Raw genomic sequence first — 26,448 nt, 5'->3', positions numbered from 1 at the left:
CCCGCGTCCCACCGGAGGAAGGGCCCATGACGGACCACCCGCACCTGTTGCAGACCGTGCTCGACACCCCCCGGCCCCGGGAACTCGCCGAGTTCTACCGGGCGTTGCTGGGGCTGGTGTACCGGCCCGGTGACGAGCCCCCGGCGGACGGATCCGCCGACGACCCCGACTGGCTCGTCCTCCGCGACGGCGCGGGCGCGAACAGGCTCGCCTTCCAGCGGGTCGAGCACCTGCCGCGTACCACCTGGCCCCGGCACGACGTACCGATGCAACTCCACCTGGACCTCACCGTCCCCGATCTGCCGGGCCTGCACCGGCACCGCGAGCGGGCGGAGGCGCTGGGGGCGTCGCTCCTCCTGGACCGCCACGACGACCCCGAGGAACCGCTGTTCGTGCTCGCCGACCCCAGCGGTCATCCGTTCTGCGTGTTCGTCGCCGCCTGACGGTTCGCACCCCCGGGCGGGGGGTCGGGACCCGCGCGGGTCATGCCCGGCCGGGGGGGCCGGGGGCGGGTCACCGGTCCGGTACCACGATGCGGCGCCCGGTCACCCGGCCGGGCGTCACCGTGATCCACAGGTCCCGCTCACCACCCGCCCACGGGGTGGTGCGGCTGTACCTCTCCAGCCGCCGTACGGCCGCGGGTTCGGTGACCGTGCGCGCCGGGCCGACGAGCAGGACGCTCCATCCGCGGCTGAACGCGTCGTCGATGCGGTCCACCTCGAAGGCGGCCTCGTGTCCGGCGGCCTTCGCGGGTGCGGCGTCCGGTGCCGTGCGGTAGGCGATCCGGCCGTCCAGGGCCAGGTAGTTGACCGGGAGGACGGCCGGCCCGTCCTCGGTGGTCACGGCGACGCGTCCCACGCCGTTGCCGCCGAGCAGTTCCCAGCACTCCGGCGGGGCGAGGTCCACCAGTTCGGGGTGGCGGGCGGCCAGGCCGGTGCCGGGCGGGATGTCGGTGTTGCCGCCGGTGAGGTCCTCGGCGCTGGTCTCCAGGGCGTCCGCCAGGCGGAGCAGGAAGCCGGTGCCGAGCGTGGCGGGGTGCGTCTCCAGGTAGTGGATGTACTCGGGCGCCGCTCCGGTGCGCACGGCGAGGTCCGCGGGGGACAGGCCGAGCGCCTCGCGGCGGGCCGCGACCCGTCTGCCCAGGTCGCCCCGGGCCTGCGGACCGGACGGCGCCGGACCGGTGTGCGTTCGGTCGGTCATGAGGCTCACTCCCGTGTCTCGACGGTGTCCGGGCGCGCCGTACGGGGTGGGTCGGTGGCCCCGGGGGGGCCGGCCGGCCCGCCTGGCGGGTGAGTACCCAGGGCGCCGGCCTCCATACCGGTCCTTCGGGTGCCGGTCAGCCGCCGACGGCTTCCACGTGTCCGCGGTGCAGTCCGCCCGGCACCATGGACAGTACGCGGGCGGGCGGGCGCCGTCGGTGGCGCTGGGTGCCGGCGGTCAGCGCGACGAGCTCGTCGACACCCGCCAGGAGGTCCTCCCGGGCGGTGACCTGCCGGATGCGGTGGGCGGCGCTTCCGTCGGCGAGCGCCTTGTCCGCGAGCTCCCGTACCGTTTCCCAGTCGCCGCACGCCTCCAGTTCGGCGCGCAGACGCGTCAGCATCGTCCGGATCACGCGTGCCGCGGGGGCCGGCCGGCGGGAGACCGGGTCGATCAGATCGCCCTCCAGGCCGGACCGCGCGGCCCGCCAGGTGGCGGCGCGCAGCCACTCGTGCCGCCCGCGGCAGCGGGGCACGGGGCCGTCGGCCAGTCGCGTGCCCGCGCGCATGACGAGGGCCCGGAAGAGCGCGGCGATCAGGACGGACGTCTCGACCCTCGGCGAGGCGTCGCAGACCCGCAGTTCCAGCGTGGGGTGGTGGTCCGAGGGCCGCAGGTCGTAGTAGATCATCCCGGGGTCGCCGACCACGCCGGAGTCGATCAGCTCCGTCACCGCCGCGTCGTAGGCCGCGGCGTCCGGGTAGCAGCCGATGGGGCCGGCGGTGGGCCAGCGCTGCCACACCATGGTGCGCCAGCTGGCGTACCCGGTGTCCGCGCCGTCCCAGAACGGGGAACTCGCCGAGAGGGCCAGCAGGGCCGGTATCCAGGGGGCGATGAGGCACATCATGCGGACGGCCGTGTCGCGGTCCGGTACCTCGGCGTGCACGTGGAGACCGCAGATGAGCTGCTCCTGCGCCAGACGGCCGTACTCCCCGACCATGCGGAGGTAGCGGGCGTCCGCGGTCACCCGCGGCGCGCCTCCGGGGAGGAACGGCACCGTGCCGGCGGCCGCGACCGCCAGGCCGTGCCGGCTCGCGGCGTCCCGCAGGTCGCTCCGCGAGCGGCTCAGGTCGGCCAGCAGGCCGTCGAGCGTGGTGTGGACGTCGCTGTTGGTCTCCACGGCGGACTGGAGGAGTTCCGTGGTGAAGCGCTTTTCCGGCAGGTCGTGGAGGACCGTACCCGCACGCGGGACGAGCTCTCCGGTCTCCACATCGAGTACGTGGAATTCCTCTTCCACCCCGATACGAACCGTCACGGGGACTCCTCCGAAGGGTCATTGTGCGGTGTCACCGCATCTCTGACCTCCCGGTTGCCCTGAAGATCCGGCGTTACGCCTCGAACATTCACGTGGACCACAGCATGCTCACACCTGTCATGGACCGATCGCGCGAAGAGGTCGCTCAGGGGGGTCGTCGCACAGTACGGTCCCTGGGACAGACGGCCGTTCCCGTCCAGTGCCCTGTGGATCCCCCATGCCCGAACAGGAAGAACCGATCCCACGTGACGACGCACCACCCCTCCGGAACGCCGGGCGAACACCTGCTCCAGCAGCAGCTCGGCACCGCCGAGCGGGCCTCGGACTTCTACGACCGGCAGGTCACCCCGCACCTCACAGCCATGATGCGGGAGTTCATACGCCGCCAGTCCATGCTCTTCCTGTCGACCTCGGGTGCCGACGGCGCCTGTGACGCGAGCTTCCGCGCGGGGCCGCCGGGGTTCGTCGTCGACCTGGACCACCGCACGCTCACCTATCCCGAGTACCGTGGCAACGGCGTCCTGGCCAGCGCCGGGAACATCCTGGAGAACCCCCGTCTCGGGATGCTGTTCATGGACTTCACCCACCACCACATCGGACTGCACGTCAACGGGACGGCCCGGCTGTACAGCGACGTGGAGCAGCGGCGGCGCCATCCGGACCTGCCGCGGGAGTCCGCGCCGGGGCGCCGGCCGGAGCTGTGGGTCCACGTGACCGTCGACGAGGCGTACGTCCACTGCTCGAAGCACATCCCGCACCTGGAACCGGCGCCCCGTCCACGGGCCTCGGTCACCCGGCCGAAGGACGCCGACTACTTCACCGGCGTGCCGGCGGGCCGGGAGCCGGTGGAGCGGGCGGTGACCGCCGAGGCCGCCCACGCCCGCACCTCCGACGGGCCCTGAACCCCGCGACCGGGCGGGGCCCGGGGCGTCAGGCGGCGGCGGGGGCTCCGGCCGTCTCCTCCGGCCGCCGCCGCGCCGACCGGGCGAGCGCGGCGTCGGCGGCGGCGAGCGCGTCCTCGACGGTCCGGGTGCCGGTCAGGGCGCACAGGGTCCGGCTGATCTCGTCGAGCTCGCGCCGGAGCACCGGGTCCTCGTGGCGCAGGAGCGTGATCCGCACATCGGCGAAGCGCGCGAGTACGGCTCTCAGGTGACGCGGATCGGACATGGCAGGGGCGTCCTCTCTGAACGGATGGCCATGTCCATGTGCCCGTCCTCCCGGCCGGCACACCCGCCCGGCCGGCGCCCGGGTCCCGGCTGATGCCGTCCTTCCGGCGGACCGGGCGGGAGTGTTCATGGGGGGCCCGGGCACCAGGGGTTCGTGGAGACTTCCGACGAGACCCCCCGCGCGCGGGTGCTCCGCCGTGGCCGGGCACGGTGGCCGCTGACGGTACTGGTCGTCCTGGTCCCGCTGGTGGCGCTGTTGGTGCTGGCCGGGCGCCTCAGCCTGGTGCCCGGTCTCGGCGACCTCTTCGGCGAGGAGACGCGGGACCGCTCGGGCCCCGCGCTGCTGAAGTCGATCCAGGACATGAGCCGTTACGAGGGCGCGATGGGCGACTTCCAGATCGTCGTCGACCTGGAGAAGGACGCCAAGTACCTCCCGGACGCCGTGCGCGGCACCCGGACGCTCTACGTCGGCGCCGGCACGGTGGGCGCCTACGTCGACCTGGGCCGCACGGGTCCGGGAAGCGTCGTCGTGAACGAGGAGCGCACCTCCGTCACGCTGCGCCTCCCGCACGCCAGGCTCGGCGCGCCCGCTCTGGATCCCGAGCGGTCGTACGCGGTGTCGAAGCAGCGCGGACTGCTGGACCGGCTCGGCGACCTGTTCTCCGACAACCCGGCCGATGAGCGCGCGGTGCACCGCCTGGCCTCCCAGCGCATCGCGGAGGCGGCCAAGAGCAGCGGACTGGTCGCGCGGGCCGAGAAGAACACGACCTCCATGCTGGAGGGCCTGCTGCGCTCGCTGGGTTTCCGGACGGTACGCGTCGTGTACGGCTGACGTGCGGTGTAACGGGCGCCGTCCTAGTCCCCCGGGCGGGGGGCGGTCCACGGCCAGGCGGCCTCCCGGCCCGCCTCGATGAGGCCGACCATCCGGAACGCGGCGTCCGTGAGGCCGCCGAAGGTGTGCCGGTGGGGGCCCGGGGGCCCGTGCGCGGGCTCGTAGCCCGCCAGGTTCCAGGTGTACACCGGGACGGTGGCCGGGACCGATTCGGCCGGCCCCCCGGGGCCGTAGGAGGCGGCCTGTTCGTCGGTGACGATCAGGACGCGGTCGTGCCGCCGGTAGTGGGCCCGTACCGCGTTGGCGGTGTACGTGCCCCCGAGGGCGTGGAACCGTTCCAGCACCCCGAGCACCGGCTCGCCCGGCTCGAACCGCACCACCTTGCTGTGCCAGCCGAACTCCACCAGGTCCGCCTCCTCGGCCCGCATGGCCAGCGCGGTACCGAAGACGGCCGCCGCGTCCGCCCGGGTCAGCGTGGACCGTTCCGACACGGTGTCCCAGAACATGGAGTCGGACCGGTCCACCAGGATCAGGGTCCGGCCGGGCAGGGACGGCACGTTGGCCAGGGAGTGGCCCAGGGCTTGTTCCAGCGCGGCCGCCCAGCGCGGCGACGGAGCGTGCCGGTGGGCCGCCAGGTAGCGGAAGGGGAACTGGCGGGCGCGCGCGACCTCGGCGGGGTCCGCGAGCCGGGCGGCCACCCGCGCCGCGACGTCGTCCGCGACGCCGGCCTCGTCGAAGTTCCGCAGGTTCCGCAGCAGCGCCATCGGCCCCATCGTGGGGATCACGGCCTCCCAGACGGCGGCGTCCAGCGGGCCGTGCAGCCAGCCGGCCAGGGCTTCCCACGTCATGCCGGCCGCGGCGAGCCGCGCGGAACCACCCGGACCGGTCACCACCGCGCGCCGCTCGCCGGGGGGCGACTCCATCAGCGTCCGGTGGGCGGTCAGCATGTGGTCGGAGACGGGCGGCAGCGCCCGCTCCGGGTGATGGCGCCGGTCCAGCGCGTACCGGAAGAGCGCGCCCTGCCAGGGCTTGCCGGGGTCGGGCGAGGCATGCACCAGGTTGAGGACGTCGCCGAAGCGGAAGGCCTTGGAGGCGGTGTCGTACTTGAGCAGGGACCGGGACGTGTACAGCCGGCGCACGGCGTCGGCGATGCCCCGCTTCACGGGCTGCGGCACATTGCGCCCGTACGCCGTGATCCAGTACGCGAGCAACTCGCCGGGTTCGTCGGCGCGCTGGAGCACCGAGTCGATCACGGACCGGTTGGACGGGCCCTCGGACACCCCGGCGGCGAGCCGGGCCCGCACGTACGCGGCGGCGCCCACCAGCGACGCCGTGCGCATGTTGCCTTCACCGCGGAGCCAGCGCAACAGGCCGGCGGTCCACTCGGGGTCCTGGACGGCGAGGTCACCGACGAGACGGGCGTACCGGTCGTCGCGCTCCTCGCCGCTCTCGTAGAAGGTCCGCTGGGTGACGAAGTTGCCGACCGCGAGAAGGAACAGCTCCTCGCGGGGCTCCCGGACGAAGGCCGGGCCGCCCGCGAGGGTGCGGAAGGGCGCGGGAGGGCCCGCGGGAGCAGGGTGGGGCAGTGGTGGCGGGGCCATGGAGCGGGCCGACGCCAGGACGTGCGGGGCCACGAGCATCTCGGACCACATCTTGGAGACACGTCGGGTGTGACGAGGCAGTGAATCCCCCCGGATCCAAAGGAACGGACGGCCCCGGGCGCCACGGCGCACGGGGCGAGGACGCCCGCGCCCACCGAGATCGGAAGAGGCGGCGGCGTCACTTTGTCATCGGAAGGAAGTAGCCGCGGCCGGGCGCATCGGCAGGCGCGGGGTCGCGACGCCACCGTACAAGGGCCGCCGGACGGCACACCAGCGAATTAACGCGGGCCCTCTCCCGCGCGGTCCGAGCAGCCGGTGACGGCGCCGCGACCGCTGCCCGGCTCGCGGGCGGTGTCGTGGCGGCGGTGGACGCGGGCGAGGACGAGCACGGTGTCGTCGTCGGGCGGGCCGGGCAGCAGCCCGGCGAGCATGCGGTCCGCCGTCGCCTCCAAGTCGGAGCAGTCACCGCGCAGTTCGGCGCGCACCGCCTCCAGCCCCTCGTCGATGTCCCGGCCCCGGGCCTCGATGAGGCCGTCGGTGTACAGGGCGACGACGGCGCCGTCGGGGAGTTCGGTCTCGGTCGTCGCGAAGGGCCGGCCGCCCACCCCGAGCGGGACACCCAGAACGTCGTCGATGGTCTCGACCGTGCCCCGGGGGTCGCGCACCAGGGGCGGGGGGTGCCCGGCGCTGGCGATGCGGGCGCGCCCGGTGGCGGGGTCGTACTGGAGGTAGAGGCAGGTGGCCAGCTCGATGCCGGCTTCCTGGGCGCAGGCGTCCAGTTCGGCGAGCAGCTCGCCCGGCTCCTGGTTGTGCCGGGCGAGCGCCTTGGCCGTGATGCGCAGTCGGCCCATCGCGGCGGCCGCCGGCACACCGTGTCCCATGACGTCCCCGACCACCAGGGCGATCCGGCCGCCGGGCAGGCCGATCACGTCGTACCAGTCGCCGCCGACCTCGGTGAGGTGGCTGCCGGGTACGTAGCGGTGGGCGACCTCCGCGCAGGGGTTCACGGCCAGGGCGCTGGGCAGCAGGGCGCGCTGGAGGGTGAGTGCGATGTGCTGGACCCGGCTGTAGAGGCGGGCGTTGTCCAGGCAGAGCGCGGCCCGGGAGGCGAGCTCCGCGGCCAGGCCGAGGTCCTGGTCGGTGAAGGCGGGGCGGGCCGCCGATCGGCCGAACATGGCGAGGCCCTGGACCGTGTCCCGGGCGACGAGCGGGGCGATGAGGAGGCAGGTGAGCCCGCTGTCCCGCAGCAACCGGGCCCGGTCCTGGTGGATGACGGTCCGGGTGACGAAGTCGTCGTTCACCGGTACGGAGACGACGCCGCCCGTCTCCAGCATGTGGTGGACCGAGGAACCTGGCGGGTAGGTCACGTGCTCCAGTCCGCCCACGAGTTCGGTGGCGGGCGGGGGGAGGCTCGTTCCGGAGGCGATGCGGCGGGTGCGCAGCGGGCGGCGCGGGTCGAACACCTCCTGCTCGTCCCTCCACTCCACGATCTCCACGACGGAGGCGTCGGCGAAGCCGGGTACCGCGGCCCGGACGAGCTCCCCGGCGGTGACGTGCACGTCGAGGGTGGTGCCGATGGTGGCGGCGGCGCGGTTCAGCAGGGCCAGCCGCTGCCGGCCGGCGGCGGCCTCCCCGATCGCCCGCTCCCGGTCGGTCACGTCGACCAGCAGCCCGCCCAGGCCGGTGCGGCTGCCCGCGGTCCCGCTCAGCGGGAAGAAGCTCACCGAACGGACCTGGTCTCGGTCCGGACGGCCCGGTGTGCGCACCCCCACCAGTGCCCCGACGACCGGGCGGCCCTCCCGCTCGACCTCCCGCAGCATCCGCAGGTAGGCGCCGTCGTCGGACGTGATCATGATGTCGCCGATCCGCCGGCCCAGGTGCTCCTCGATGGGCATCGCGTCCATGTCGGCCAGCGCCTGGTTGAGGTGGACGTAGCGCAGGTCCTCGTCGAGCATGACCAGGCCGATGGGGCAGGTCTCGAACAGGGAGTCCAGGAAGGCCAGGTTGGTCTTCACCCGGTCGAGCTGGTCGCTGCGGCTGGCGAGCGCCATGACGACGGTCGACCCTCCGGTGCCGGTCACGGGAAAGACCCGGAACCCGCAGTCGAAGTGCGTGCCGTCCCGGTGGCGGGCCCGCAGCCGCCCGCGCCAGTACCCGTGCGCACGGCCCCGATCCGCCAGCGACACCGGGGCGCCGGCGGCGGGACCGGTCGCGGCGGGGCCGGTCGTGGCAGGGCCCGGCTCGGCGAGGAGGATGCCGGCCGGCCGGGTCAGCGCCCCTTGCGGATCGTGGCCGAAGAGGTCCCGCGCGCCGGGTCCCCAGAAACAGATCCGGTCGTCCTCGTCGATGCCGAAGACGGCCACCCGTACGTGTTCCAGCAGCGTCCCGGGCTCGGACCAGAGCGAACCGGGAGCCTGCTCATGCCCCGACCCATCCGACGCCACCACCGGCCCCTTCCGCACCCGGCACGGCGGTCCGACCCGCGCTGGCGGCATACCGCGCACGCGGCTCGGGCCCTCTGTCTCCATTGTCGCGGACATGGGCCCGCGTCGTCCCTCCGGGAGAGCCGCACCGGGCGAGGAGAGCGCGAGGGCCGCCGTCGTCCGTTCCTATCAGCACCCCTCATCCGCGATGGAGGGTCCCACGATTTTCTTGCAGATGAGAGCCGATCCGCCCTACGGTGTCGCACATGCAGTCCTACACCATCGGACAGGCCGCGCGTCTGCTGGGCGTCAGCCCCGACACCGCGCGGCGCTGGGCCGACGCCGGCCGGATGGCGACCCACCGCGACGAGAGCGGTCGGCGGGTCATCGACGGGAAGTCGCTGGCCGAGTTCTCCGTGGAGATCGCGCAGGGCGACGACGAGGACGTGTCGTACACCTCGGCGCGCAACTCGTTCCCGGGGATCGTCACGGCCATCAAGCTCGGCGACGTCGCGGCCCAGGTCACCATCCAGGCCGGACCGCACCGGCTGGTGTCCCTCCTCACCCGCGAGGCCGTGGAGGAACTGGGACTGGAAGTCGGCATGCGGGCCACCGCCCGCGTGAAGTCGACCAGCGTGCACATCGACCGCACCTGAGCCTCAGCGGTACCGGGAATCACCTCGGCCGTCGGCGCGACCGGCCGCTCCTCCGCACCTTCCGTTCGTCCCAAGGAGCACAAACCCCATGTCCCCCGCGTTCACCGGGCGTCGTACCGCCGCTGCCGCCCTCGCCGCGGCCCTCCTCGTCCCGCTGACCGCCTGCGGCGCCGACGGCACCGAGGACACCGGTGGGCCGACGGCCTCCGGCTCCGCGGGCGGCGCCCCCGCGGCGCACCTCACCGTGCTGGCCGCCGCGTCCCTCACCGACGTGTTCACGACCGCGGGCGCCGTCTACGAGAAGGCCCACCCCGGCACGGAGATCACCTTCTCGTTCGCCGGCTCCCAGGAGCTGGTCGCCCAGGTCTCCCAGGGCTCCCCCGCCGACGCCCTGGTCACCGCCGACACCACGAGCATGGACAAGGTGAAGGCCGACACCGGCACCCCGACGGTCATCGCGACGAACCGGCTCGTCATCGCCACCGGGGAAGGCAACCCGCACAAGATCGAGGAACTCAAGGACCTCGCCGGCACCCGGCTGAAGGTGGTGCTCGCCGCGCCCGAGGTCCCGGCCGGCAAGTACAGCCGGAAGATCCTCGACGCACAGGGGATCCCGGTGAAGCCGGTCTCCCAGGAACCCAGCGTGCGCGCCGTACTGAGCAAGGTCGAACTCGGCGAGGCCGACGCGGGCCTGGTCTACCGGACCGACGCGGCGAGCGCCGCGGACAAGGTCGACGCCGTCGAGATCCCCGACGCTCAGAACGCGGTGGCCCGGTACCCGGCCGCCACCCTGAAGGGCTCCAGGAACGCCGGGGCGGCCGCGGCGTTCGTGACCTGGCTGTCCTCGCCGGAAGGCCGGAAGATCCTCCAGGACGCCGGCTTCCAGAAGCCGTAACGGCTGCGGATCGCCGGACCGCCGGGGGGCTGTCCGTACCGAGGGGGGAACGGACAGCCCCACCCCCACGCGCCCGACCCCTCACGCACCCCACCCCCACGCGCTCCACCCCTCACGCTCCCCCCCTCACGCCTCACGTATGCGGGAACCCTCATGAAACGAGCAGGCGTACGCACGCCCGGCCCCCGTCCACCCCTCGCGCTGGCGCTGCCCGCGCTGCTGGCCGTGGCGTTCCTGGCCCTCCCTCTGGTGGGCATCCTTGCCCGCACCCGGTGGGGCGGGCTCGCCGGCCACCTCGGCTCGCCCGGCACCGTCGAGGCGCTGAAGCTGTCGCTCGTGGTCTCCTTCTGGGCGCTCGGGCTGTCGCTGCTGCTCGGGGTCCCGCTGGCCTGGCTGCTCGCCCGGGTGGAGTTCCCCGGCAAGGCGTTCGTCCGCTCGCTGGTGCTGCTGCCCATGGTGCTGCCGCCGACGGTGGGCGGGGTCGCCCTGCTCCTCGCCTTCGGCCGGCGCGGACTGCTCGGGCCCTGGCTGGAGGGCACCTTCGGGATCACGCTGCCCTTCCACACCTCCGGCGCCGTCCTCGCCGCGACCTTCGTCGCCATGCCGTTCCTCGTCATCAGCCTGGAGGGCGCGCTCGGCGGCCTGCGCCCCCGCTACGAGGAGACGGCGGCCTCCCTCGGCGCCTCACCGGTACGGGTGTTCCGCACCGTCACGCTGCCCATGGTGGCTCCCGGGGTCGTCGCCGGGGCGGCCCTCACGTGGGCGCGCGCGCTCGGCGAGTTCGGCGCCACCATCACCTTCGCGGGCAACCTGCCGGGCGCCACCCAGACCCTGCCGCTCCAGGTGTACCTGCTGCTCCAGGACGCGCCGGAGGCCGCCACCTCGGTCTCGCTCCTGCTGGTGGCCGTCGCGCTGGCCGTACTGGTCGCCCTGCGCGGCCGGTGGTCGGGCGCCCCCGCCGACCGGGTGCGCCGCGCCGCGCCGGCGTCCGGCGCGGAACCCGTGGCACCCGAGCCGGCACCCGACGCCGCCTCGCCGCCGGCCGCGCCCGGCGGGCGCTGGTCGATGCGCGCCCGGGTCACCGGCTTCACCCGGCTCACCCTCGACGCCGGCCCCGGCACCACGATCGCCGTCGTCGGACCCAACGGCGCCGGCAAGACCACCCTGCTCCGCGCCCTCCTCGGGCTCACCCAACGGGCCCACGCCGACCTCACCCTCGGGGACACCGACGTCACCGCGCTGCCCCCGCACCGGAGGCGGGTCTCCTGGGTACCCCAGGACGGCGCGCTCTTCCCGCACATGAGCGCACTCGCCAACACCGCGTACGGGCTGCGGGCCCAGGGCGTGCCGCGGGCCGAGGCCCGGCGCGAGGCCCAGGGCTGGCTCGACCGCCTGGGGGTCGGCCACCTCGCACACCGCAGGCCCGGCCAGTTGTCCGGCGGGCAGGCCGGCCGGGTCGCCCTGGCCCGTGCCCTGGCCGCCCGGCCCCGGCTCCTCGTCCTCGACGAACCGCTCGCCGCGCTCGACCAGACCACTCGCGCCCACGTCCGGCACACCCTGCGCACCCACCTCTCCGGTTTCGGCGGCGTGTGCCTCATCGTCACCCATGACCCGGTCGAGGCCGTCTCCCTCGCCGACCGCGTGCTCGTGCTGGACGAAGGGCGCGCCGTCCAGGACGCCGCGCCCGCCGAGGTCACCCGCCACCCCCGGTCCCCCTGGGTGGCCCGGATGCTCGGCCGCAACGCCTGGCCCGGCACCGCCACCCCGGACGGCCTCGCGCTCGCCGGCGGCGGCACCCTGATCGCGGCCGAACCGCCGCCCGCCGGCACCCCGGCGCTCGCGATCGTCGCGCCGGAGGCGGTGGCCGTCCACCGCGACAAGCCCGCCGGCAGCCCGCGTAACGTCTGGCCCGGCACCGTACGCGAGATCACCGGCAGCGGCAGCCGGCTGCGGATGCTGATCACCTCCGCGACGGCGCCCGACCTCGTCGCCGAGATCACCCCCCGGGCGGCCGCCGAACTCGGCCTCGCCGAGGGGGCGTCCGTGTGGACCAGCGTCAAGGCCACCGAGGTGACGGTCGTCCCCCTCTGACCGGACGCCCCCCGCCCGTCAGCGGGAGGCGGCAGCCGGGGCCGGGGGCGCGGACGCCGGGATGGGGGCCGCCGGGCTCACCGGAGTCCGGGGAGCCGGGGTCACCGGGCCCTGGGGAGCCGGGGTCGTCGCGGGCTCCGGGCCGTCCGTCCGGACGCGGATGCCGGCGCGCTCGGGGCGCCGGCCCGCCATGCGGCACCCGAGGCAGTCGGCGTGGCCGTGCCGTGCGGCGGCGTCCCGCACCCGCCAAGGCCACTCGCCCTCGGGGCGCGGCCCGCTCGGCTTGCCCCACCCGGCGAGGTGCAGCACCCAGGTCACCACGGCGGCGGCGCCGAGGACGCCGAGGCCCGTCAGGGCGAGCGGGAGCGACACGGCGACGACGGCCGACCCCGTCACGCAGAGACCGGCGAGGCCGATCAGGGTGCCGGTCCAGCCGGCCAGGGTGTGACCGAGATCGACGTCTCCGTGTGCGCTCATGACCTTGCCTTCCCGACGGCCGGACCGATCCCCGGCGATACGCTCTCCACGAGAGATATTTATCTCGCGAGCTAAGTTACTTAGAGACTAAGGGAAATTTCCGGTGGATGGCAAGCGACGTCCCCCTGCCACGGCGCAGCAGGCGCACGCCCAGATGGATCACCTCGTCGCGCTGGGCATCGTCGCCCAGCACGACGTCGCGCAGCGGCTCGGGCTGAACGTCACCGACCTCACCTGCCTGGGGTTCGTGCTAGAGGCGGAGGGTGCGGGGGAACCGATCAGCGCCGGTGACCTGGCCCAGCGGGCCAACCTGACGACCGGGGCGATCACCGGCGTCATCAACCGGCTGGAACGCGCCGGCTACGCCCATCGCCGGCACGACCCCGGCGACCGCCGGCGGGTGCGGGTCGTCGCCGACGTGTCCGCGGCGGCGCGGGTGTACGAGGTCTACGAGGGCAACCACCGCCGGATCGCCGAGCTGTTCGCCGACTACTCCCCCGAGGAGATCGCGGTGCTGTCCGACTGGCTCACCCGCGCGACCGACATCATGCGCGCGTCGCTCCGGAAGGTCCGGGAGGTCGGGAAGGGCGGGAACGGCTGACGGGCCGTCCCCGGTGCGTCGTGGCACCCGCGCGCCCGGGCCCGGGCATGGTGGCCGGGCACGGCGCCCGGGCATAACGGCCGGGCACTGCCGGGCGGCACCGCGCCCGCGCACCGCCTCACCGCCTCACCGCGACGGGGCCCACGCTGCCACCTACGGGTGAAGGGCGTGGCGAACGCCCGGCGCCCCGGACGCGCCTGCCGCCACACTGCTGTGCCGGCAAGCTGATGGGGGTCTCGTATGGCACGGCGGTCGTTCGGTTCCTGGTTCGGTTCCCGGTCCCGGCTCCGGTACGGGTTCGACAACCTCATGGCCCGGGGCACCCCGGTGCTCATCGGCTGGCTCACGCTGGTGTGCCTCGCGGTCGTCGTCCCGGCGAGCGTGGTGCTCGTCTGGGCGGACGGCCACGCACCGACGACCGCGTCCGGGCGCGTGGCGGCGGTGTGGTCGAGCGTGGGCCGCACGCTGAAGGTGGGCGGTGAGGTCGGGCCGCCGCTGTACGTGCTGATGTCCGTCCTCCTGGCGCTGGTGGCCCTGCTGTTCGTCTCCGCGCTGGTCAGCCTGATCACCACGGGCCTCGGCGAGCGCCTTCTGGCCTTACGCCTGGGACGGTCGGTCGTCGTGGAGGAGCGGCACACCGTGCTGCTCGGCTGGTCGGACCAGGTCTTCCCGGTCGTCGGCGAGCTGGTGGCGGCCAACGCCAACCGGCGCCGGGCGGCCGTCGCCGTCCTGGCCGAGGAGGACAAGGTCGGCATGGACGCCGAGATCGCCGGCCGGGTCGGCGACACCCGGACCACCCGGGTCGTCTGCCGCAGCGGTTCCCCCACCGATCCGACGGCCCTGGCGCGGGTGAGCCCCGGAACGGCGAAGGCCGTGCTGGTGCTGCCGCCGGAGGGGCGGCACGGCGACTCCCGCGTCGTGAAGACGCTCCTCGCCCTCGACGCCGCCGGCGCCCCCACGGGCGACCGCGTCGTGGTCGCGGCCGTACGGGACCGCCGGCACCATCCGGCGGCCGTGCTGGCGGCGGGCCCGAGCGGACACGTCCTCAGCATCGACGACATCGTCGCCCGGCTGCTGGTGCAGACCTCGCGCCAGCCGGGCCTGTCCCTGGTCTACGAGGAACTGCTGGACTTCGCGGGAGACGAGTTCTACGTCGTGCCGGCGCCCCCGCCGGCCGGCCGCACGTTCGGCGAGGCAGTGGGCGCCTTCGCCACCTCCTCCGTGGTGGGCGTCGTCCGTGCCGACGGCGCCATGGCCGTCAACCCGCACCCCGGCACCCGGATCGGCGAGGGCGACCGGCTCGTCGTCATCACCGAGGACGACGACACCGCCGTACCGGTCGACGCCCCGGTACCGGTCGACGAGGAGGCGATCGTCACCGCACGGCCCTCCGTGCCGGCTGCCGAGCGCCTGCTGCTCCTCGGCTGGAACCGGCGCGCCCCTCTGATCATCGAGCAACTCGACCAGTACGCCGGGCCGGACTCCACCCTCGACGTCGTGGCCCAGGGCGACACCGAGGAGCTGCGCGCGACGGGCATCCCCGGCGAGGGGCCCCGCCGTCTGGTGGTGGGGTTCCACGGCGGCGACACCACCGAGCGGCGGACCCTGGCCAAGCTGGACCTGCCCGTGTACGACAGCGTGATGGTCATCGGGGACGAGAGCCACCCTTCGGACGGGGACACGGAGCCGGACGACCGGACGCTGGTCACCCTGCTCCACCTGCGGGCCGTCGAGGAGTCCGCCGGGAGGGAACTGTCCGTCATCACCGAGCTGACCGACGACCGCAACCGGCTGCTGGCCCCCGTGCGGCGGGGCGCCGACTTCATCGTCAGCGGCCGCCTGATCAGCCTGCTGATGGCGCAGATCTCGGAGAACCGGCACCTGGCCGCCCTCTTCGACGAGCTGTTCACCGCCGACGGCAGTGAGATCCACCTCAAGCCCGCCACGGACTACGTCCTGGCCGACCGCGAGGTCAGCTTCGCCACCGTCGTCGAATCCGCCCGCCGCCGTCATGAATGCGCCATCGGCTACCGCCTGCACGCCGAGGCCGCGACGTCCCCCCGCCACGGCGTGCGGATCAACCCCGACAAACGCGATTCGGTGCGGTTCACGGCCGGGGACCGCGTGATCGTGGTGGCGGAAGGCTGAACCCGGCGCCCTCCACCCGGGGCCGCCGGGACACGGCGCGGCGGTCCGGAGCACACCTTCGGATGATGGGAGGAACGGGGCGGTGTCCGGAAGGACGGCGGGCCCGTTCTTGCGATCATGGACAACTCAGGACTGACCAGACGTCAGATGGCTTCGCTCTCGGGCTCCGCCGCTGTCGCCGCCGCCGTGCCCGTGTCGTACGCGGCCTCGCGACCGGCCACTGCCGCGCCGCTCCCCGCCGCGCCCTACTCCACGGCGGACCGGGACACCTGCCTCGCCGTCGCCCGGGCGCTGCTCGTCCTCGACGACAAGGGCCGGCCCCTGGTCCCGCGCTACGAGCGGATCCTCCTCGGCGGCGGACTGCCCAGGGGCCGCGGGGCCGCCAAGGACGTTCTGGTCCTCGGTGCCGGACCGGCCGGGATGGTCGCCGCCGCCCTGCTCAAGCGGGCCGGCCACCGCGTCACCGTGATCGAGGCCAACGGCAACCGGGCGGGTGGCCGCATCAAGACCTTCCGCACCGGCGGCCACGAGAAGGCGCGCCAGGCGTTCGCCGACCCCCAGCAGTACGCCGAGGCGGGTGCCATGCGCATTCCGGGCAGCCACCCCCTGGTCATCGGGCTGATCGACCGGCTGGGGATCGAACGGCGGCCCTTCCACTACGTCGACGTCGGCGCGGACGGCAAGCCCGCGTACCGCACCTGGATCCGGGTCAACGGCATCAGCGTCCGTCGCGCCGACTACGCCAGGGACCCCCGGGCGGTCAACCGCTCCTTCGGTGTTCCGGCGGCGTACGAGAACGTTCCCGCGGCGGAGATCGTCCGGCGGGCCCTGGACCCCGTCCGCGACGAGTTCAGCGTGCGCCGCCCCGACGGGACCCGGGCCGACAAGCCGCTGCCGGAGCGCCTCGAGGGCTGGGCCCGCGTGGTGCGGCGCTTCGGCGACTGGTCGATGTACCGCTTCCTGACGGAGCACGCCCGGCTGGACACGCGCACCATCGACCTGATCGGCACGCTGGAGAACATGACGTCCCGGCTGCCGCTGTCGTTCATGCACAGTTTCATGGGCGCGTCCCTCATCAGCCCCGGCACCGCCTTCTACGAGCTCGCCGGAGGCACCGCCGTACTCGCGGACGCACTGCTGGAGCAGGTGCGGGACGAGGTCCGCTTCGACCGGCGCGTGACCCGCGTCGAGACCGGCGGCCGGCGCTCGGGCGTCAGCGTCGACACCGTCTCCGAGGGCCGCGACGGCAAGGTCGTCAACGAGCGCTTCACGGGCGACACGGCCGTCGTCACCATCCCGTTCTCCGGTCTGCGGCACGTACGGTTCACGCCCTCCCTCTCGTACGAGAAGCGCAGGGCGATCACCGAGACCCACTACGACAGCGCCACCAAGGTGCTGCTCGAATTCAGCCGCCGCTGGTGGGAGTACGGCGAGGACGACTGGCGGCGCGAACTGGACGCCGTCGAACCGGGCCTGTACGACGCCTACCGCCGGGGCCGCGTCCCGGCGGACGGCCGGCTGCTCGGCGCCCACCCCTCGGTGCCGCGCGGTCACCTGTCCGAGAACCAGCGCGCCACCTACGCGGCGCACGTGTGGTCCTCCCGCGATCAGCCCGAGGCGGCGCGGGTCACGGGCGGCGGGTGCGTGACCGACAACCCGAACCGCTTCATGTTCAACCCCTCCCACCCCGTGCCGGGCTGCGAGGGGGGCGTCGTCCTCGCCTCGTACAGCTGGGCGGACGACGCCCGGCGCTGGGACGCCTTCGACGACGAGGCCCGGTACGCGCTCGCCCTGCGCGGCATGCAGGAGGTGTACGGGCAGCGGCTCGAGGTGTTCTTCACCGGAGTGGGCCGCACCCAGAGCTGGCAGCGCGACCCGTACGCGTACGGAGAGGCGTCCGTCCTCCTGCCCGGTCAGCACACCGAGCTCTTCCCCCACATGGGCACGCCCGAGGGCCCGTTGCACTTCGCCGGCTGCCACACCTCCCTCAAGCCCGCCTGGATCGAGGGGGCGCTGGAGTCGGCCGTCCGGGCCGCCCTGGAGGTCCACGGCAGCGCCTGACCCAGGCTCGGCGCACCCGCCCCCGAGGCTTCAGCGCCACCGGCGCGAGTCCGGGGGCGGGCGGACGGCCGCCCGCGTAGCCGTGGACCTCGCCGAATCGGGTGGTGGTCATCCAGTCGGAGCGGGCCATCATGGACCGCCGGCAGACGGGCCCGGCAGCGGTACGGCATGTCCCAGCAGCGTCAGTTTCCGGGGGCGGAGGCGAGTGGCCCGTCAGCGGCGGCAGGGGGCGTGTCGTCGTAGGGATCGGTCGGCGGCGGGATCTCGGTGAGGGCCGTCGCGTCGAGGGCCGGCCTGGCCTCCTCCGATCCCGGAGGGCCCATCGGGCGCCATACACCTGTCACGGTGACCCAGGTGTCCGCGGCCGGAGCACAGTCGGCCCGACCCGTGCAACCGGCGCACCGCGGCCGCACCATGGTCCGGCGCCGTGATGCGGTCTCAGCGCGTACTCAGTCGTGCGGCGCCGCGCCGCTGACGCGGTGGTCGGCGTGGCTGAGGGCCTCCAGGACGAGACGGCGCAGATGTCCGTCACGCAGGCTGTAGAACACGTGCCGCCCTTCCCGGCGCGTCTCGACGAGCCCCGCAAGGCGAAGCTTGGCCAGGTGCTGGCTCACCGCCGTTCGCGATGCCGCGCAGCGCTCGGCGAGCGAGGTGACATCCGACTCCTCCTCCTGCGCGAGGAGCCACAGCAGATGCAGCCGCGTCGGATCGGCCAGCATGGCGAACACCTCGGTCGCCTCGGCGAGACGGGCGCCGTCCGGCGCGCGCAGATGCGCACCGGGCGCAGTTGGGAGGGATTCGCGGACGGCCATGCACACAGCGTAGAGCCCGATCGCCGGTTTTCCGCCGCTACGGGCGTGGCCGAATCGTCATGTGCGCAGATGCGCACATGAACCTACAATCGAGGTCGTCGGCCGAGCCGTCGTGGCAAGGGGGACCGCCGCATGCTTCTGGTACTGCGCCACCGCACATACCGCCGCCTCTTCGCGGCACAGGCCATCGCCCTCGTGGGCACGGGGCTGACCACCGTCGCCCTGGGGCTGCTCGCGTACGACATCGCGGGCGCGGACGCCGGCTCGGTGCTGGGCACCGCCCTCGCGATCAAGATGGTGGCGTACGTCCTGATCGCCCCGGCCGTCGGCGCGGTGGCCGGCCGGCTCCCCCGACGCGCCTTGCTGGTGGGCGCCGACCTGATCAGAGCCGGTGCCGCTCTCATGCTGCCGTTCATCGATCAGGTGTGGCAGGTATACGTCCTCATCCTCGTCCTCCAGGCCGCATCCGCCGCCTTCATGCCCGTCTTCCAGGCGGCCATCCCCGACGTGCTGCCCGATGAGCGCGACTACACCCGGGCGTTGTCCCTGTCCCGGCTCGCCTACGACCTGGAGAGCCTGGCCAGCCCCGCTCTCGCCGCCGCTCTGCTGTCGGTGATGACGTACAACTGGCTGTTCACCGGCACCGTGATCGGTTTCCTTGGTTCCGCCGCGCTGGTGGTCTCCGCCGTGCTGCCGCAGGCCGCCGTATCGCCGCGTGAGGGCGGGCTCTGTACGAGGGCGACCGCCGGCGCCCGGCTGTTCTTCGCCGTCCGGCGACTGCGCGCCCTGCTGGCGCTGGACTTGGCGGTGGCGGCGGCCGGCGCGGTCGTCCTCGTCAACACTGTCGTGTACGTACGCGATCACCTGGGCCGCTCCGCCGGAGACGTCGCCCTGGCGCTCGGCGCTTACGGCGCCGGTTCCATGGCCGTCGCCCTGGTGTTGCCACGGGTGCTCGACCGGGTCTCCGACCGTGCCGTCATGCTGCGCGGCGCACTGCTGATCGCTCTGGTCTTCGCCGGTCTCGCCGCGCTCACCGCCGCGAGGACAGGTGACTGGCGCTGGCCCGCACTGCTGGTGGCCTGGGCGTCGTTCGGTGCGGCGTCCTCGATGGTGCTCACCCCGGCCGGCCGGCTGCTCCGCCGCTCGTCCCGGCCCGCCGACCGCACCGAGCTGTTCGCCGCGCAGTTCTCCCTGTCGCACGCCTGCTGGCTGCTGGCGTATCCGCTCGCGGGCTGGCTCGGCGCGACGGCCGGGCTCCAGTCGGCCGTCATCGCACTGGGAGTGACCGCGGGTGCGGCCGGGGCGGTGGCGATGCGCGTGTGGCCCGCACACGACATGGAGCGGGCCGTCCATGTGCACACCGGGCTGGATGCCGGCCATCCCCATGTGACGGATGCGGTGCCCGTACCGGGCGGCTGGAGGCACAGCCACGACCTCGTCGCCGACCCCCTCCACGCTCCCGCACATTGACCGCGCCGCCCGCGCCGCCACCCCCGGGCAGTGGCTTCCGGTCCGTCGGGCGCGCCCCCGACGGACCGGAACCGGATCAGTGGACCGCCGCCGCCGCTTCGGACACGGCACCGCCCTTGCCTTGGCACCCGGGGCGGGCAGCAGTGCCAGGGCGAGCCCGACGACCGCTGCGAAGGCGGCACTCGCCGCCACCGCGGCGTTCCAGTTGCCCCACGGCGATGGCGGCATCCACCGGCGGTTCACCGATGACGGAGGCGAGGCCGAACGCGAGCCGTCCGGCCAGTACGCCGGCGATCACTCCACGCACCAGCAAGGTCCGCACGATCACGTGATGGTCTCGCTCACCGCCCACGGCGGGCGCTGGAACGTACGGCTCGCGAACTGACGCCTCACCGACTACGGCCGCGACTCCGCCGGGAACAGCGAGACCATGCCGCTCACCGCCCTGACGACCCATCAGCGAAGTCGGCACCGGGTCCAGCTGTAACGCATCACCCCAGGTCAGCGCACCCTTCCCCGAGGCTTCAACGCCACCGGCGGAAGTTCGGGGGCGGGCAGGCGGCCGCCCGCGTAGCCGTGGACCTCGCCGAAGCGGGTGGTGGTCATCCAGTCCTCGCGGGCTTGTTCGATCTCCTCGTGGGAGCGGCCCACGAAGTTCCACCACATGACGATCTCCTCTTCGAACGGCTCGCCGCCCAGGAGCATCAGGCCCGCGTCCGACACGGCGCGGAGGGGGAGGGAGGTGCGGCCGCAGCCGAGGTAGAGCATGGAGCCGGGGAGGACCGGGACGCCGTCGACGTGGGCCTCGCCGGACATGGACAGGACCGCGTACTCGAAGTCCGGGTCGAGCGGCAGGCTCGTTTCCGTGCCGCCGGTCAGGGCGAGGTCGGCACCGATCAGGGGGGTGTAGGTGGTGCCCGGGGAGAGCGCGCCGTCGAGTTCGCCGAGGATGACGGTGGCCGTCAGGCCCGGGGCGGTGACCCGCGGGAGGTCGGCGTGGTGCTGGAAGTGGGGCTCCACGTGGCGGTGGGCGTCGGGCAGGGCCACCCAGAGCTGGGCGCCGTGGAGGTGGCGGGAGTGCGGGCGGGGGCTCTCCTCGGAGTGGGAGATGGCCCGGCCGGAGGTCATCAGGCCCAGCTCGCGCGGGCGTACCGTCTGGAGGCTTCCGGTGCTGTCCCGGTGCAGGACCTCGCCCTGGTGGAGCCAGCTCACGGTCTGGAGGCCCATGTGCGGGTGGGGCGGCACCTGCATGCCGGGCTCGTCCGCGATGTCGTCGGGCCCGTAGTGGTCGACGAAGGCCCAGGCGCCGATCATGCGGCGGCCCAGGTTGGGCAGCAGGCGGCGCACCTCGGTGGATTCACCGAGCTGTACGCGCCGGGGGGCGAGGAGCTCGCGCACCGGCTCCGCGACGACGAACCCCCGGCCGCCGCACACGGAGGGCACGGCCTGACGATCAAGGTTGCTCATACCGCACAACTTAGCGGTGACCGGGCGAGCGGCGTGAGGGTTCGTCAGACCCGGTCCCTGGTGCGGCACACCACCCGTATGCCGGGGCAACAAGCGACATAAAGCGGGCATATGACGTGCCATATGGACACTCACATGCCCGAGCTCCGCGCCGCCGCCCGGCGCCTGGGGCGCCGTCGCTTCCTCACCGTGGCCGGTGCCGCGGCCGCCCTGGCGTTCACCACGCACCTCCCCACCGCCGGTGCGGCGGCCCCGGCCGCGCTGGACGCCCGGAAGATCAGCACGTACCCGTTCACCCTGGGGGTGGCCTCCGGCGACCCGCTGCCGGACTCGGTCACGCTGTGGACACGGCTGGCGCCGAGCCCCTTCGAGGCCGACGGCGGTCTGCCGGCGCAGCGGGTGGAGGTGCAGTGGGAGATCGCGTACGACGAGCAGTTCTACGCCGTCATCAAGCGGGGGACCGCCACGGCCCACCCGGAGTACGCCCACAGCGTCCACGTCGAGGTGCCGGGGCTCGACGCGGACCGTCCCTACTACTACCGCTTCCGGGCGGGCACCTGGATCAGCCCGGTGGGCCGGGCCCGTACCGCCCCGTCGCCGACCGCCTTCTGGGTGTCCTCCCTGACCTTCGCCGCGGTCGCGTGCGCCGCCTACTTCGACGGCTACTACACGGCGTACCGCCATGTGGCCCGCGAGGACGTGGACATGGTGGTGCACCTGGGCGACTACATCTACGAGTACGGGGTCGACCAGGCGGGCGGCCACCGCGGCTACACCGACCGGAAGCTCCCGGCCCACTTCAACCAGGAGACCGTCACCCTCCAGGACTACCGGCTGCGCTACGCCCTCTACAAGAGCGACGCCGACCTCCAGGCCGCGCACGCCGCCCACCCGTTCGTCGTCACCTGGGACGACCACGAGACGGAGAACAACTACGCCGGGGCGACCCCCGAGAACGGCGTGCCCCCCGAGGAGTTCCTGCTGCGCCGGGCCGCCGCGTACCGCGCCTACTGGGAGAACCAGCCGCTGCGCACCCCGCAGCAGCCGAGCGGCCCCGACATGAAGCTGTACCGGCGGCTGTCGTTCGGGCGCCTGGCGCAGTTCGACATCCTCGACACCCGCCAGTACCGCTCCAACCAGGCCCAGGGCGACGGCTGGCAGGCCCCGGGGCCCGAATCGCAGGATCCCGCGCGCACCATGACCGGCGCGGAGCAGGAGCGCTGGCTGCTGGACGGGTGGAAGGCGTCCGACGTGGTGTGGAACGTCGTCCCCCAGCAGGTCACGTTCGCCCGGCGGCGCAGCACGAACACGGCGGACTACAAGGTGTCCATGGACGCCTGGGACGGCTACCCGGCCTCCCGCAAGCGCCTCCTGGACGGTGCGACCGCCGCCGGGCTGGACAACCTGATGGTCCTGTCCGGCGACGCGCACGTCGCCTACGGGTTCGACCTCAAGGCGGACTTCGACAACCCGGCGTCCCGCGTGGTCGGCACCGAGATCGCCACGACCTCCGTCACCAGCGGCCGGGACGGCGCGGCCAAGCCCGGCAACTGGCTCAGCCTCACCCAGGCCAACCCGCACATGAAGTTCTACGACGGGCGCCGGGGCTACACCGTCGTCAAGCTCGGCCAGACGGCCGCCGACATCGCCTTCAGGACGGTCTCCACCATCTCGCGGACGGGCGGGACGCTCAGTACGGCCGCGTCCTTCACCACCGGTACCGGCGCGCCCGGTCTGCACAGCGCCTGAGGCGGGTGGCGAGGTGCGGTTCACCCGTTCGGCGCCACCCACGGGCACACCGGCCGCGCCCGGCATTGCATGGGGCCATGGGAGACCTCACCTGCCGGATGGCCGTTGTCCTGGTGGTGGCTCCGCTCTGCCTGGCCGGGTGCTCCGCCGGAGCCCCGTCGCCGAGGGAGAGGACGAGGGCCGCGATCGACACGTTCTGCGAGGACCTGGGGGCGTTGCGGATGGACGCGGGGAAGATGGCCGGGCTCGGCGCCAGGTCGCGGGGCCGCGACGAGTTGCGCGACCTCCGGGAGGACGTGGCCCACGACCTGGACCTGGTGGCGCAGAGCGCGCGGAACGTGCGCAGGGCGCGGGCGGGGCCGGTCTCGGCCGCGTACGACCGGGTCAGCCGGGCCGTCGACGACGTGCCCGGCGGGGCCACGGGCGCCCAGGCCGCCGCGCGGATCCGGCCGCACCTGGAGGCGCTGGACCGGGCCGTCGCCGCCTCGCAGGCGTCCGTGAAGTGCTGACCGCGGAGGCGGCCGTGGTGCCCCTCGCGGCGGCGGCCGCGCCACCGGCCGTGGTGCGGCCCACGGTGCCGGCCGTGGGGGAAGGGCTGTGAGCCCGTCGAGCGCGGACCGGCCCGGTACGGCACCGGGGGTGCCCGGGCCGGCCGAGGAGGCACCGGCCGGCCGGGCCTACGCCCGGCTGCTGCTGCTCTCGGTCCTCATGGGCGTGCCGGTCGCGCTGGCCTGTTTCTTCTTCACGGCCCTCCAGCACCGGCTCCAGCAGGCCGTGTGGCAGGACCTGCCCCGGGCGGCCGGGTTCGCCGAGCCGCCCTGGTGGTGGCCGCTGCCGGCGCTGCTGCTGGCCGGGCTGCTGCTGGTCCCGGTCGTCACCCGCGTCCCGGGGCGCGGTGGGCACCTGGCGGTCCGGGGCCTGGCCAGGAGCCCCAGCGGACCGGCTGCGGTGCCGGGGGTGGTGTTCGCGACCCTGGCGACACTGCCCCTCGGGGTGGTCCTGGGTCCGGAGGCCCCGTTGATGGCGCTCGGCAGCGGGCTCGCGCTGCTGGCACTGCGGCCCGCGCGGCGGAAGGCGGACCCGAGGACCGCGATGGTGCTGGGCACGGCCGGCTCGACCGCCGCGATCTCCACGATCCTGGGCGGCCCGCTGGTGGCGGCCGTCCTCGTCGTCGAAGCCGCGGCCCTCGCCGGGCCGCGGCTCGTCGCCCTGCTGCTGCCGTGCCTGCTGGCCAGTGCCGCCGGGGCCCTGGTCTTCACCGGTTTCGGCCGATGGACGGGGCTCGGCACCGGGGGCCTGTCGCTGCCGGAAGTGCCGCCGGCCGCGAACCCGGACGCGGGCGACTTCCTGTGGGGCGTTCCCCTGGCGCTGGTGATCACCGTGGTCCTCTCGGCGGGACATCGGCTCGGGCGCCGCACCGCGGACTGGACCGCCCGGCACACCGCGGTGCGGACGGTGGCGTGTGCCGTGGCGGTGGGCGGCTGCCTCACGGCGTACGCGCTGCTCACCGGGCGCTCGCCGGAGGAGGCGGCGCTGTCGGGCCAGGCGACGCTCGGCACCCTGGCGGCGGACCCGCACGCCTGGTCCGTCGGCGCCCTCCTGGTGCTCGTGCTCTGCAAGACCCTGGCCTGGAGCGTGTGTCTGGGCAGCATGCGGGGCGGGCCCATCTTCCCCGCCGTGCTCATCGGCGCGGCGGGCGGGCTGGCGTGCGCCGGGCTGCCGGGGCTCGGTACGGCTCCGGCGCTGGCGGCCGGGGTGGCGACGGCCACGGCGGTGGTGACACGGCTGCCGCTGGCGAGTGCCGTCCTGGCGGTCCTGCTGCTCGGACGGGACGGCAGCGACCAGACGCCGCTCATCGTGGTCTGCGCGGTGATCGGCTATCTCACGGCGCGGCTGGTGGAGCACCGCGACGACGACGCGGGCGGGCAGCTGGGGGACGCGGACGGCGCGGGCGGGCGGCCGGCGGACCGGGACGGCACGGGCGGTGGCGGCCCCGCCGGCCCGGTCCGTGCGTGATCCGGGCCGGCGGGGGCCGGGGACGGCGGGGTGACGGGGGGTCAGCCGCGGTAGCCCTCCAGCAGCCGGAGCCAGACCTCGCTGATGGTGGGGTACGCGGGGACCGCGTGCCACAGGCGGGCGACGGGGACCTCGGCGGTGACGGCGATGGTGGCCGAGTGGAGCAGTTCGCCCACCCCGGGGCCCACGAAGGTCACCCCGAGGAGGATCTCGCGTTCGAGGTCGACCACCATCCGGGCGCGGCCCCGGTAGCCGTCCGCGTACAGGCCCGAGCCGGCCACCCCGGCCAGGTCCTGGTCGACCGCGCGTACCCGGTGGCCCGCCGCCTCGGCCTCGGCCAGGGTGAGGCCGACCGAGGCGGCTTCCGGGTCGCAGAAGACGACCTGGGGCACGGCCGCGTGGTCGGCGGTGGCGGCGTGCGCGCCCCAGGCGCCGGTGTCCAGCGGGGACCCGCCGTCGGCGCGGACACCGATGGCGGCCCCGGCGATCCGGGCCTGGTACTTGCCCTGGTGGGTGAGGAGGGCCCGGTGGTTGACGTCGCCGACCGCGTACAGCCAGTCGGTGCCCTCGACGAGGCAGGTGTCGTCGACGGACAGCCAGGATCCGGGCTCCAGCCCGACCGTCTCCAGGCCGAGGTCGTCCGTGCGCGGGGCGCGGCCGGTGGCGAAGAGGACCTCGTCCGCCTCGATCCGCCCGCCGTCGTCCAGGACCACCGTGACCGGCCCGGTGGGGTCCGGGCGTTCGACGGCGGTGACGGACACTCCGGTACGGATGTCCGCACCGGCCCCGGTGAGCGCGTCCGCCACGTGCTCGCCGACGAACGGCTCCATGCGCGGGAGCAGGCCGTCGCCCCGTACCAGCACCGTGACGCGGGAGCCGAGCGCCTGCCAGGCGGTGGCCATCTCGGTGCCGACCACTCCCCCGCCGACCACGACGAGCCGGTCCGGCACGCGCGGGGAGCCGGTCGCCTCGCGGCTGGTCCAGGGGCGGGCGCCGGCGAGGCCCGGCAGGTCGGGCAGGACGGCGCGGCTCCCGGTGCAGAGGGCGACGGCGTGCCGGGCGGTCAGGACCTGCCGTTCCCCGCCGGGGCCCTCGACGGTGACCCGCCGGGTGCCGTCGACCCGGCCCCTGCCGCGGTGGAGCACGGCTCCGATCGAGTCCAGCCAGCCGGCCTGCCCGTCGTCCTTCCAGTGCGCGACCGTGGCGTCCCGGTGGGCGAGCACCTCCGAGGCCTCCAGGGGGCCCTGCACGGCCCGGCGCAGCCCGGGGACCTTGCGGGCGTCGGCGCGGGCGATCGCCGGCCGCAGCAGTGCCTTGCTGGGCATGCAGGCCCAGTAGGAGCACTCGCCGCCCACCAGTTCGCTCTCCACCACCGCGACACTCAGCCCGGCCGCGGCCGCCCGGTCCGCCACGTTCTCGCCGACGGGCCCGGCACCCACCACGACGACGTCGTACTCCACCGTTTCGCTCATGG

At 74.3% G+C, this 26,448-nt stretch carries 23 protein-coding genes and 1 pseudogene; 13 read left to right on the top strand and 11 right to left on the bottom strand.

What is annotated here, in order from left to right; all coding sequences use genetic code 11:
* The first annotated feature begins 26 nt into the window (after window positions 1–26).
* Complete coding sequence (locus ACF068_RS29810) at window positions 27–443, top strand: VOC family protein (protein WP_392277411.1); 417 nt, start codon at window positions 27–29, stop codon at window positions 441–443.
* A 70-nt stretch (window positions 444–513) separates the two neighbouring features.
* Here ACF068_RS29810 and ACF068_RS29805 read toward each other — a convergent pair whose 3' ends face one another.
* On the bottom strand, window positions 514–1,200 hold the full coding sequence (locus ACF068_RS29805) for a helix-turn-helix domain-containing protein (RefSeq protein WP_392277410.1): 687 nt from the start codon (window positions 1,198–1,200) through the stop codon (window positions 514–516).
* A 136-nt stretch (window positions 1,201–1,336) separates the two neighbouring features.
* Complete coding sequence (locus ACF068_RS29800) at window positions 1,337–2,509, bottom strand: glutamate--cysteine ligase (RefSeq protein WP_392277409.1); 1,173 nt, start codon at window positions 2,507–2,509, stop codon at window positions 1,337–1,339.
* A 245-nt stretch (window positions 2,510–2,754) separates the two neighbouring features.
* Here ACF068_RS29800 and ACF068_RS29795 point away from each other — a divergent pair, with 245 nt between their 5' ends.
* Window positions 2,755–3,411 carry a pyridoxamine 5'-phosphate oxidase family protein gene (locus ACF068_RS29795; RefSeq protein ID WP_392277408.1) on the top strand — a complete coding sequence of 219 codons (657 nt, stop codon included), beginning with the start codon at window positions 2,755–2,757 and terminating at the stop codon, window positions 3,409–3,411.
* Between the two features lie 28 nt (window positions 3,412–3,439).
* On the opposite strand, the gene ACF068_RS29790 is transcribed toward ACF068_RS29795, so the two are convergent.
* The gene (locus ACF068_RS29790; protein WP_392277407.1) at window positions 3,440–3,676 is read right to left on the bottom strand and encodes a DUF5133 domain-containing protein; all 237 of its coding nucleotides are present in this window, start codon (window positions 3,674–3,676) and stop codon (window positions 3,440–3,442) included.
* Window positions 3,677–3,829: 153 nt separating this feature from the next.
* Here ACF068_RS29790 and ACF068_RS29785 point away from each other — a divergent pair, with 153 nt between their 5' ends.
* Window positions 3,830–4,507 (top strand): DUF4230 domain-containing protein, encoded by a 678-nt coding sequence (locus ACF068_RS29785; protein WP_392277406.1) that lies wholly within the window; start codon window positions 3,830–3,832, stop codon window positions 4,505–4,507.
* A gap of 23 nt (window positions 4,508–4,530) precedes the next feature.
* Here the strand turns inward: ACF068_RS29785 and ACF068_RS29780 are convergent, their stop codons facing one another.
* Both ACF068_RS29780 and ACF068_RS29775 read right to left on the bottom strand, forming a co-directional pair.
* Window positions 4,531–6,108, bottom strand: coding sequence for a TROVE domain-containing protein (locus ACF068_RS29780; protein WP_392277428.1), 1,578 nt, complete (start codon window positions 6,106–6,108; stop codon window positions 4,531–4,533).
* A 278-nt stretch (window positions 6,109–6,386) separates the two neighbouring features.
* Window positions 6,387–8,552, bottom strand: coding sequence for a SpoIIE family protein phosphatase (locus ACF068_RS29775; protein ID WP_392277405.1), 2,166 nt, complete (start codon window positions 8,550–8,552; stop codon window positions 6,387–6,389).
* A 245-nt stretch (window positions 8,553–8,797) separates the two neighbouring features.
* Between ACF068_RS29775 and ACF068_RS29770 the strand changes: the two genes are divergently transcribed.
* The 3 genes from ACF068_RS29770 to ACF068_RS29760 all read left to right on the top strand — a co-directional run bounded on the left by ACF068_RS29770 (window position 8,798) and on the right by ACF068_RS29760 (window position 12,173).
* Window positions 8,798–9,187: a molybdopterin-binding protein gene (locus ACF068_RS29770; protein WP_392277404.1), complete on the top strand. Its 390-nt coding sequence runs from the start codon at window positions 8,798–8,800 to the stop codon at window positions 9,185–9,187.
* Window positions 9,188–9,275: 88 nt separating this feature from the next.
* On the top strand, window positions 9,276–10,082 hold the full coding sequence (modA, locus tag ACF068_RS29765) for a molybdate ABC transporter substrate-binding protein (RefSeq protein ID WP_392277403.1): 807 nt from the start codon (window positions 9,276–9,278) through the stop codon (window positions 10,080–10,082).
* A 153-nt stretch (window positions 10,083–10,235) separates the two neighbouring features.
* Entirely contained in the window at window positions 10,236–12,173 is a 1,938-nt protein-coding gene (locus tag ACF068_RS29760; RefSeq protein WP_392277402.1) for an ABC transporter permease, read from the top strand.
* A gap of 18 nt (window positions 12,174–12,191) precedes the next feature.
* On the opposite strand, the gene ACF068_RS29755 is transcribed toward ACF068_RS29760, so the two are convergent.
* Entirely contained in the window at window positions 12,192–12,650 is a 459-nt protein-coding gene (locus ACF068_RS29755) for an HGxxPAAW family protein (RefSeq protein WP_392277401.1), read from the bottom strand.
* Between the two features lie 103 nt (window positions 12,651–12,753).
* Here ACF068_RS29755 and ACF068_RS29750 point away from each other — a divergent pair, with 103 nt between their 5' ends.
* The 3 genes from ACF068_RS29750 to ACF068_RS29740 all read left to right on the top strand — a co-directional run bounded on the left by ACF068_RS29750 (window position 12,754) and on the right by ACF068_RS29740 (window position 17,460).
* A complete protein-coding gene (locus tag ACF068_RS29750; RefSeq protein ID WP_392277400.1) occupies window positions 12,754–13,251 on the top strand; it encodes a MarR family transcriptional regulator in 498 nt (165 codons plus the stop codon).
* Window positions 13,252–13,491: 240 nt separating this feature from the next.
* Window positions 13,492–15,399, top strand: coding sequence for an NAD-binding lipoprotein (locus ACF068_RS29745; protein ID WP_392277399.1), 1,908 nt, complete (start codon window positions 13,492–13,494; stop codon window positions 15,397–15,399).
* A gap of 147 nt (window positions 15,400–15,546) precedes the next feature.
* A complete protein-coding gene (locus ACF068_RS29740; RefSeq protein ID WP_392277398.1) occupies window positions 15,547–17,460 on the top strand; it encodes an FAD-dependent oxidoreductase in 1,914 nt (637 codons plus the stop codon).
* Between the two features lie 10 nt (window positions 17,461–17,470).
* Here ACF068_RS29740 and ACF068_RS29735 read toward each other — a convergent pair.
* Window positions 17,471–17,587: pseudogene (locus ACF068_RS29735) on the bottom strand (pirin family protein); the annotation flags it as partial.
* Between the two features lie 322 nt (window positions 17,588–17,909).
* Window positions 17,910–18,272: an ArsR/SmtB family transcription factor gene (locus tag ACF068_RS29730; protein WP_392277397.1), complete on the bottom strand. Its 363-nt coding sequence runs from the start codon at window positions 18,270–18,272 to the stop codon at window positions 17,910–17,912.
* 132 nt (window positions 18,273–18,404) lie between these two features.
* On the opposite strand from ACF068_RS29730, the gene ACF068_RS29725 reads away from it, so the two are divergent.
* Window positions 18,405–19,742 carry an MFS transporter gene (locus ACF068_RS29725; protein WP_392277396.1) on the top strand — a complete coding sequence of 446 codons (1,338 nt, stop codon included), beginning with the start codon at window positions 18,405–18,407 and terminating at the stop codon, window positions 19,740–19,742.
* A gap of 76 nt (window positions 19,743–19,818) precedes the next feature.
* Here the strand turns inward: ACF068_RS29725 and ACF068_RS29720 are convergent, their stop codons facing one another.
* Together ACF068_RS29720 and ACF068_RS29715 are read right to left on the bottom strand one after the other, a co-directional pair.
* A complete protein-coding gene (locus ACF068_RS29720) occupies window positions 19,819–20,199 on the bottom strand; it encodes a CbtA family protein (protein ID WP_392277427.1) in 381 nt (126 codons plus the stop codon).
* A gap of 44 nt (window positions 20,200–20,243) precedes the next feature.
* Window positions 20,244–21,209, bottom strand: coding sequence for a pirin family protein (locus ACF068_RS29715; RefSeq protein ID WP_392277395.1), 966 nt, complete (start codon window positions 21,207–21,209; stop codon window positions 20,244–20,246).
* Window positions 21,210–21,344: 135 nt separating this feature from the next.
* On the opposite strand from ACF068_RS29715, the gene ACF068_RS29710 reads away from it, so the two are divergent.
* The 3 genes from ACF068_RS29710 to ACF068_RS29700 all read left to right on the top strand — a co-directional run bounded on the left by ACF068_RS29710 (window position 21,345) and on the right by ACF068_RS29700 (window position 24,974).
* Window positions 21,345–22,958 (top strand): alkaline phosphatase D family protein, encoded by a 1,614-nt coding sequence (locus tag ACF068_RS29710; RefSeq protein ID WP_392277394.1) that lies wholly within the window; start codon window positions 21,345–21,347, stop codon window positions 22,956–22,958.
* A gap of 77 nt (window positions 22,959–23,035) precedes the next feature.
* On the top strand, window positions 23,036–23,467 hold the full coding sequence (locus ACF068_RS29705; RefSeq protein ID WP_392277393.1) for a hypothetical protein: 432 nt from the start codon (window positions 23,036–23,038) through the stop codon (window positions 23,465–23,467).
* An 88-nt stretch (window positions 23,468–23,555) separates the two neighbouring features.
* Window positions 23,556–24,974, top strand: a complete 1,419-nt coding sequence (locus ACF068_RS29700; protein WP_392277392.1) for a chloride channel protein — start codon at window positions 23,556–23,558, stop codon at window positions 24,972–24,974.
* A gap of 41 nt (window positions 24,975–25,015) precedes the next feature.
* Here ACF068_RS29700 and ACF068_RS29695 read toward each other — a convergent pair whose 3' ends face one another.
* Window positions 25,016–26,446, bottom strand: a complete 1,431-nt coding sequence (locus ACF068_RS29695; RefSeq protein WP_392277391.1) for a dihydrolipoyl dehydrogenase family protein — start codon at window positions 26,444–26,446, stop codon at window positions 25,016–25,018.
* Window positions 26,447–26,448 lie beyond the last annotated feature (2 nt).

This window comes from Streptomyces sp. NPDC016309 (genome assembly GCF_043077235.1).
In the GTDB taxonomy this organism is placed as follows: Bacteria; Actinomycetota; Actinomycetes; order Streptomycetales; family Streptomycetaceae; genus Streptomyces.
The sequence above is the reverse complement of the archived record's forward strand: the minus strand, read 5'-3'. Positions and strand labels throughout refer to the sequence as shown.

Excerpts from the sequence above, each read along its gene's own strand:
- ACF068_RS29695 (WP_392277391.1), bottom strand. The coding sequence starts at position 26,446 with ATGAGCGAAACGGTGGAGTACGACGTCGTCGTGGTGGGTGCCGGGCCC.
- ACF068_RS29770 (WP_392277404.1), top strand. The coding sequence starts at position 8,798 with ATGCAGTCCTACACCATCGGACAGGCCGCGCGTCTGCTGGGCGTCAGC.
- ACF068_RS29745 (WP_392277399.1), top strand. The coding sequence starts at position 13,492 with ATGGCACGGCGGTCGTTCGGTTCCTGGTTCGGTTCCCGGTCCCGGCTC.
- ACF068_RS29810 (WP_392277411.1), top strand. The coding sequence starts at position 27 with ATGACGGACCACCCGCACCTGTTGCAGACCGTGCTCGACACCCCCCGG.
- ACF068_RS29715 (WP_392277395.1), bottom strand. The coding sequence starts at position 21,209 with ATGAGCAACCTTGATCGTCAGGCCGTGCCCTCCGTGTGCGGCGGCCGG.
- ACF068_RS29755 (WP_392277401.1), bottom strand. The coding sequence starts at position 12,650 with ATGAGCGCACACGGAGACGTCGATCTCGGTCACACCCTGGCCGGCTGG.
- ACF068_RS29740 (WP_392277398.1), top strand. The coding sequence starts at position 15,547 with ATGGCTTCGCTCTCGGGCTCCGCCGCTGTCGCCGCCGCCGTGCCCGTG.
- ACF068_RS29705 (WP_392277393.1), top strand. The coding sequence starts at position 23,036 with ATGGGAGACCTCACCTGCCGGATGGCCGTTGTCCTGGTGGTGGCTCCG.
- ACF068_RS29790 (WP_392277407.1), bottom strand. The coding sequence starts at position 3,676 with ATGTCCGATCCGCGTCACCTGAGAGCCGTACTCGCGCGCTTCGCCGAT.
- ACF068_RS29725 (WP_392277396.1), top strand. The coding sequence starts at position 18,405 with ATGCTTCTGGTACTGCGCCACCGCACATACCGCCGCCTCTTCGCGGCA.
- ACF068_RS29730 (WP_392277397.1), bottom strand. The coding sequence starts at position 18,272 with ATGGCCGTCCGCGAATCCCTCCCAACTGCGCCCGGTGCGCATCTGCGC.
- ACF068_RS29780 (WP_392277428.1), bottom strand. The coding sequence starts at position 6,108 with ATGGCCCCGCCACCACTGCCCCACCCTGCTCCCGCGGGCCCTCCCGCG.
- ACF068_RS29710 (WP_392277394.1), top strand. The coding sequence starts at position 21,345 with ATGCCCGAGCTCCGCGCCGCCGCCCGGCGCCTGGGGCGCCGTCGCTTC.
- ACF068_RS29805 (WP_392277410.1), bottom strand. The coding sequence starts at position 1,200 with ATGACCGACCGAACGCACACCGGTCCGGCGCCGTCCGGTCCGCAGGCC.
- modA (WP_392277403.1), top strand. The coding sequence starts at position 9,276 with ATGTCCCCCGCGTTCACCGGGCGTCGTACCGCCGCTGCCGCCCTCGCC.
- ACF068_RS29720 (WP_392277427.1), bottom strand. The coding sequence starts at position 20,199 with ATGGGTCGTCAGGGCGGTGAGCGGCATGGTCTCGCTGTTCCCGGCGGA.
- ACF068_RS29760 (WP_392277402.1), top strand. The coding sequence starts at position 10,236 with ATGAAACGAGCAGGCGTACGCACGCCCGGCCCCCGTCCACCCCTCGCG.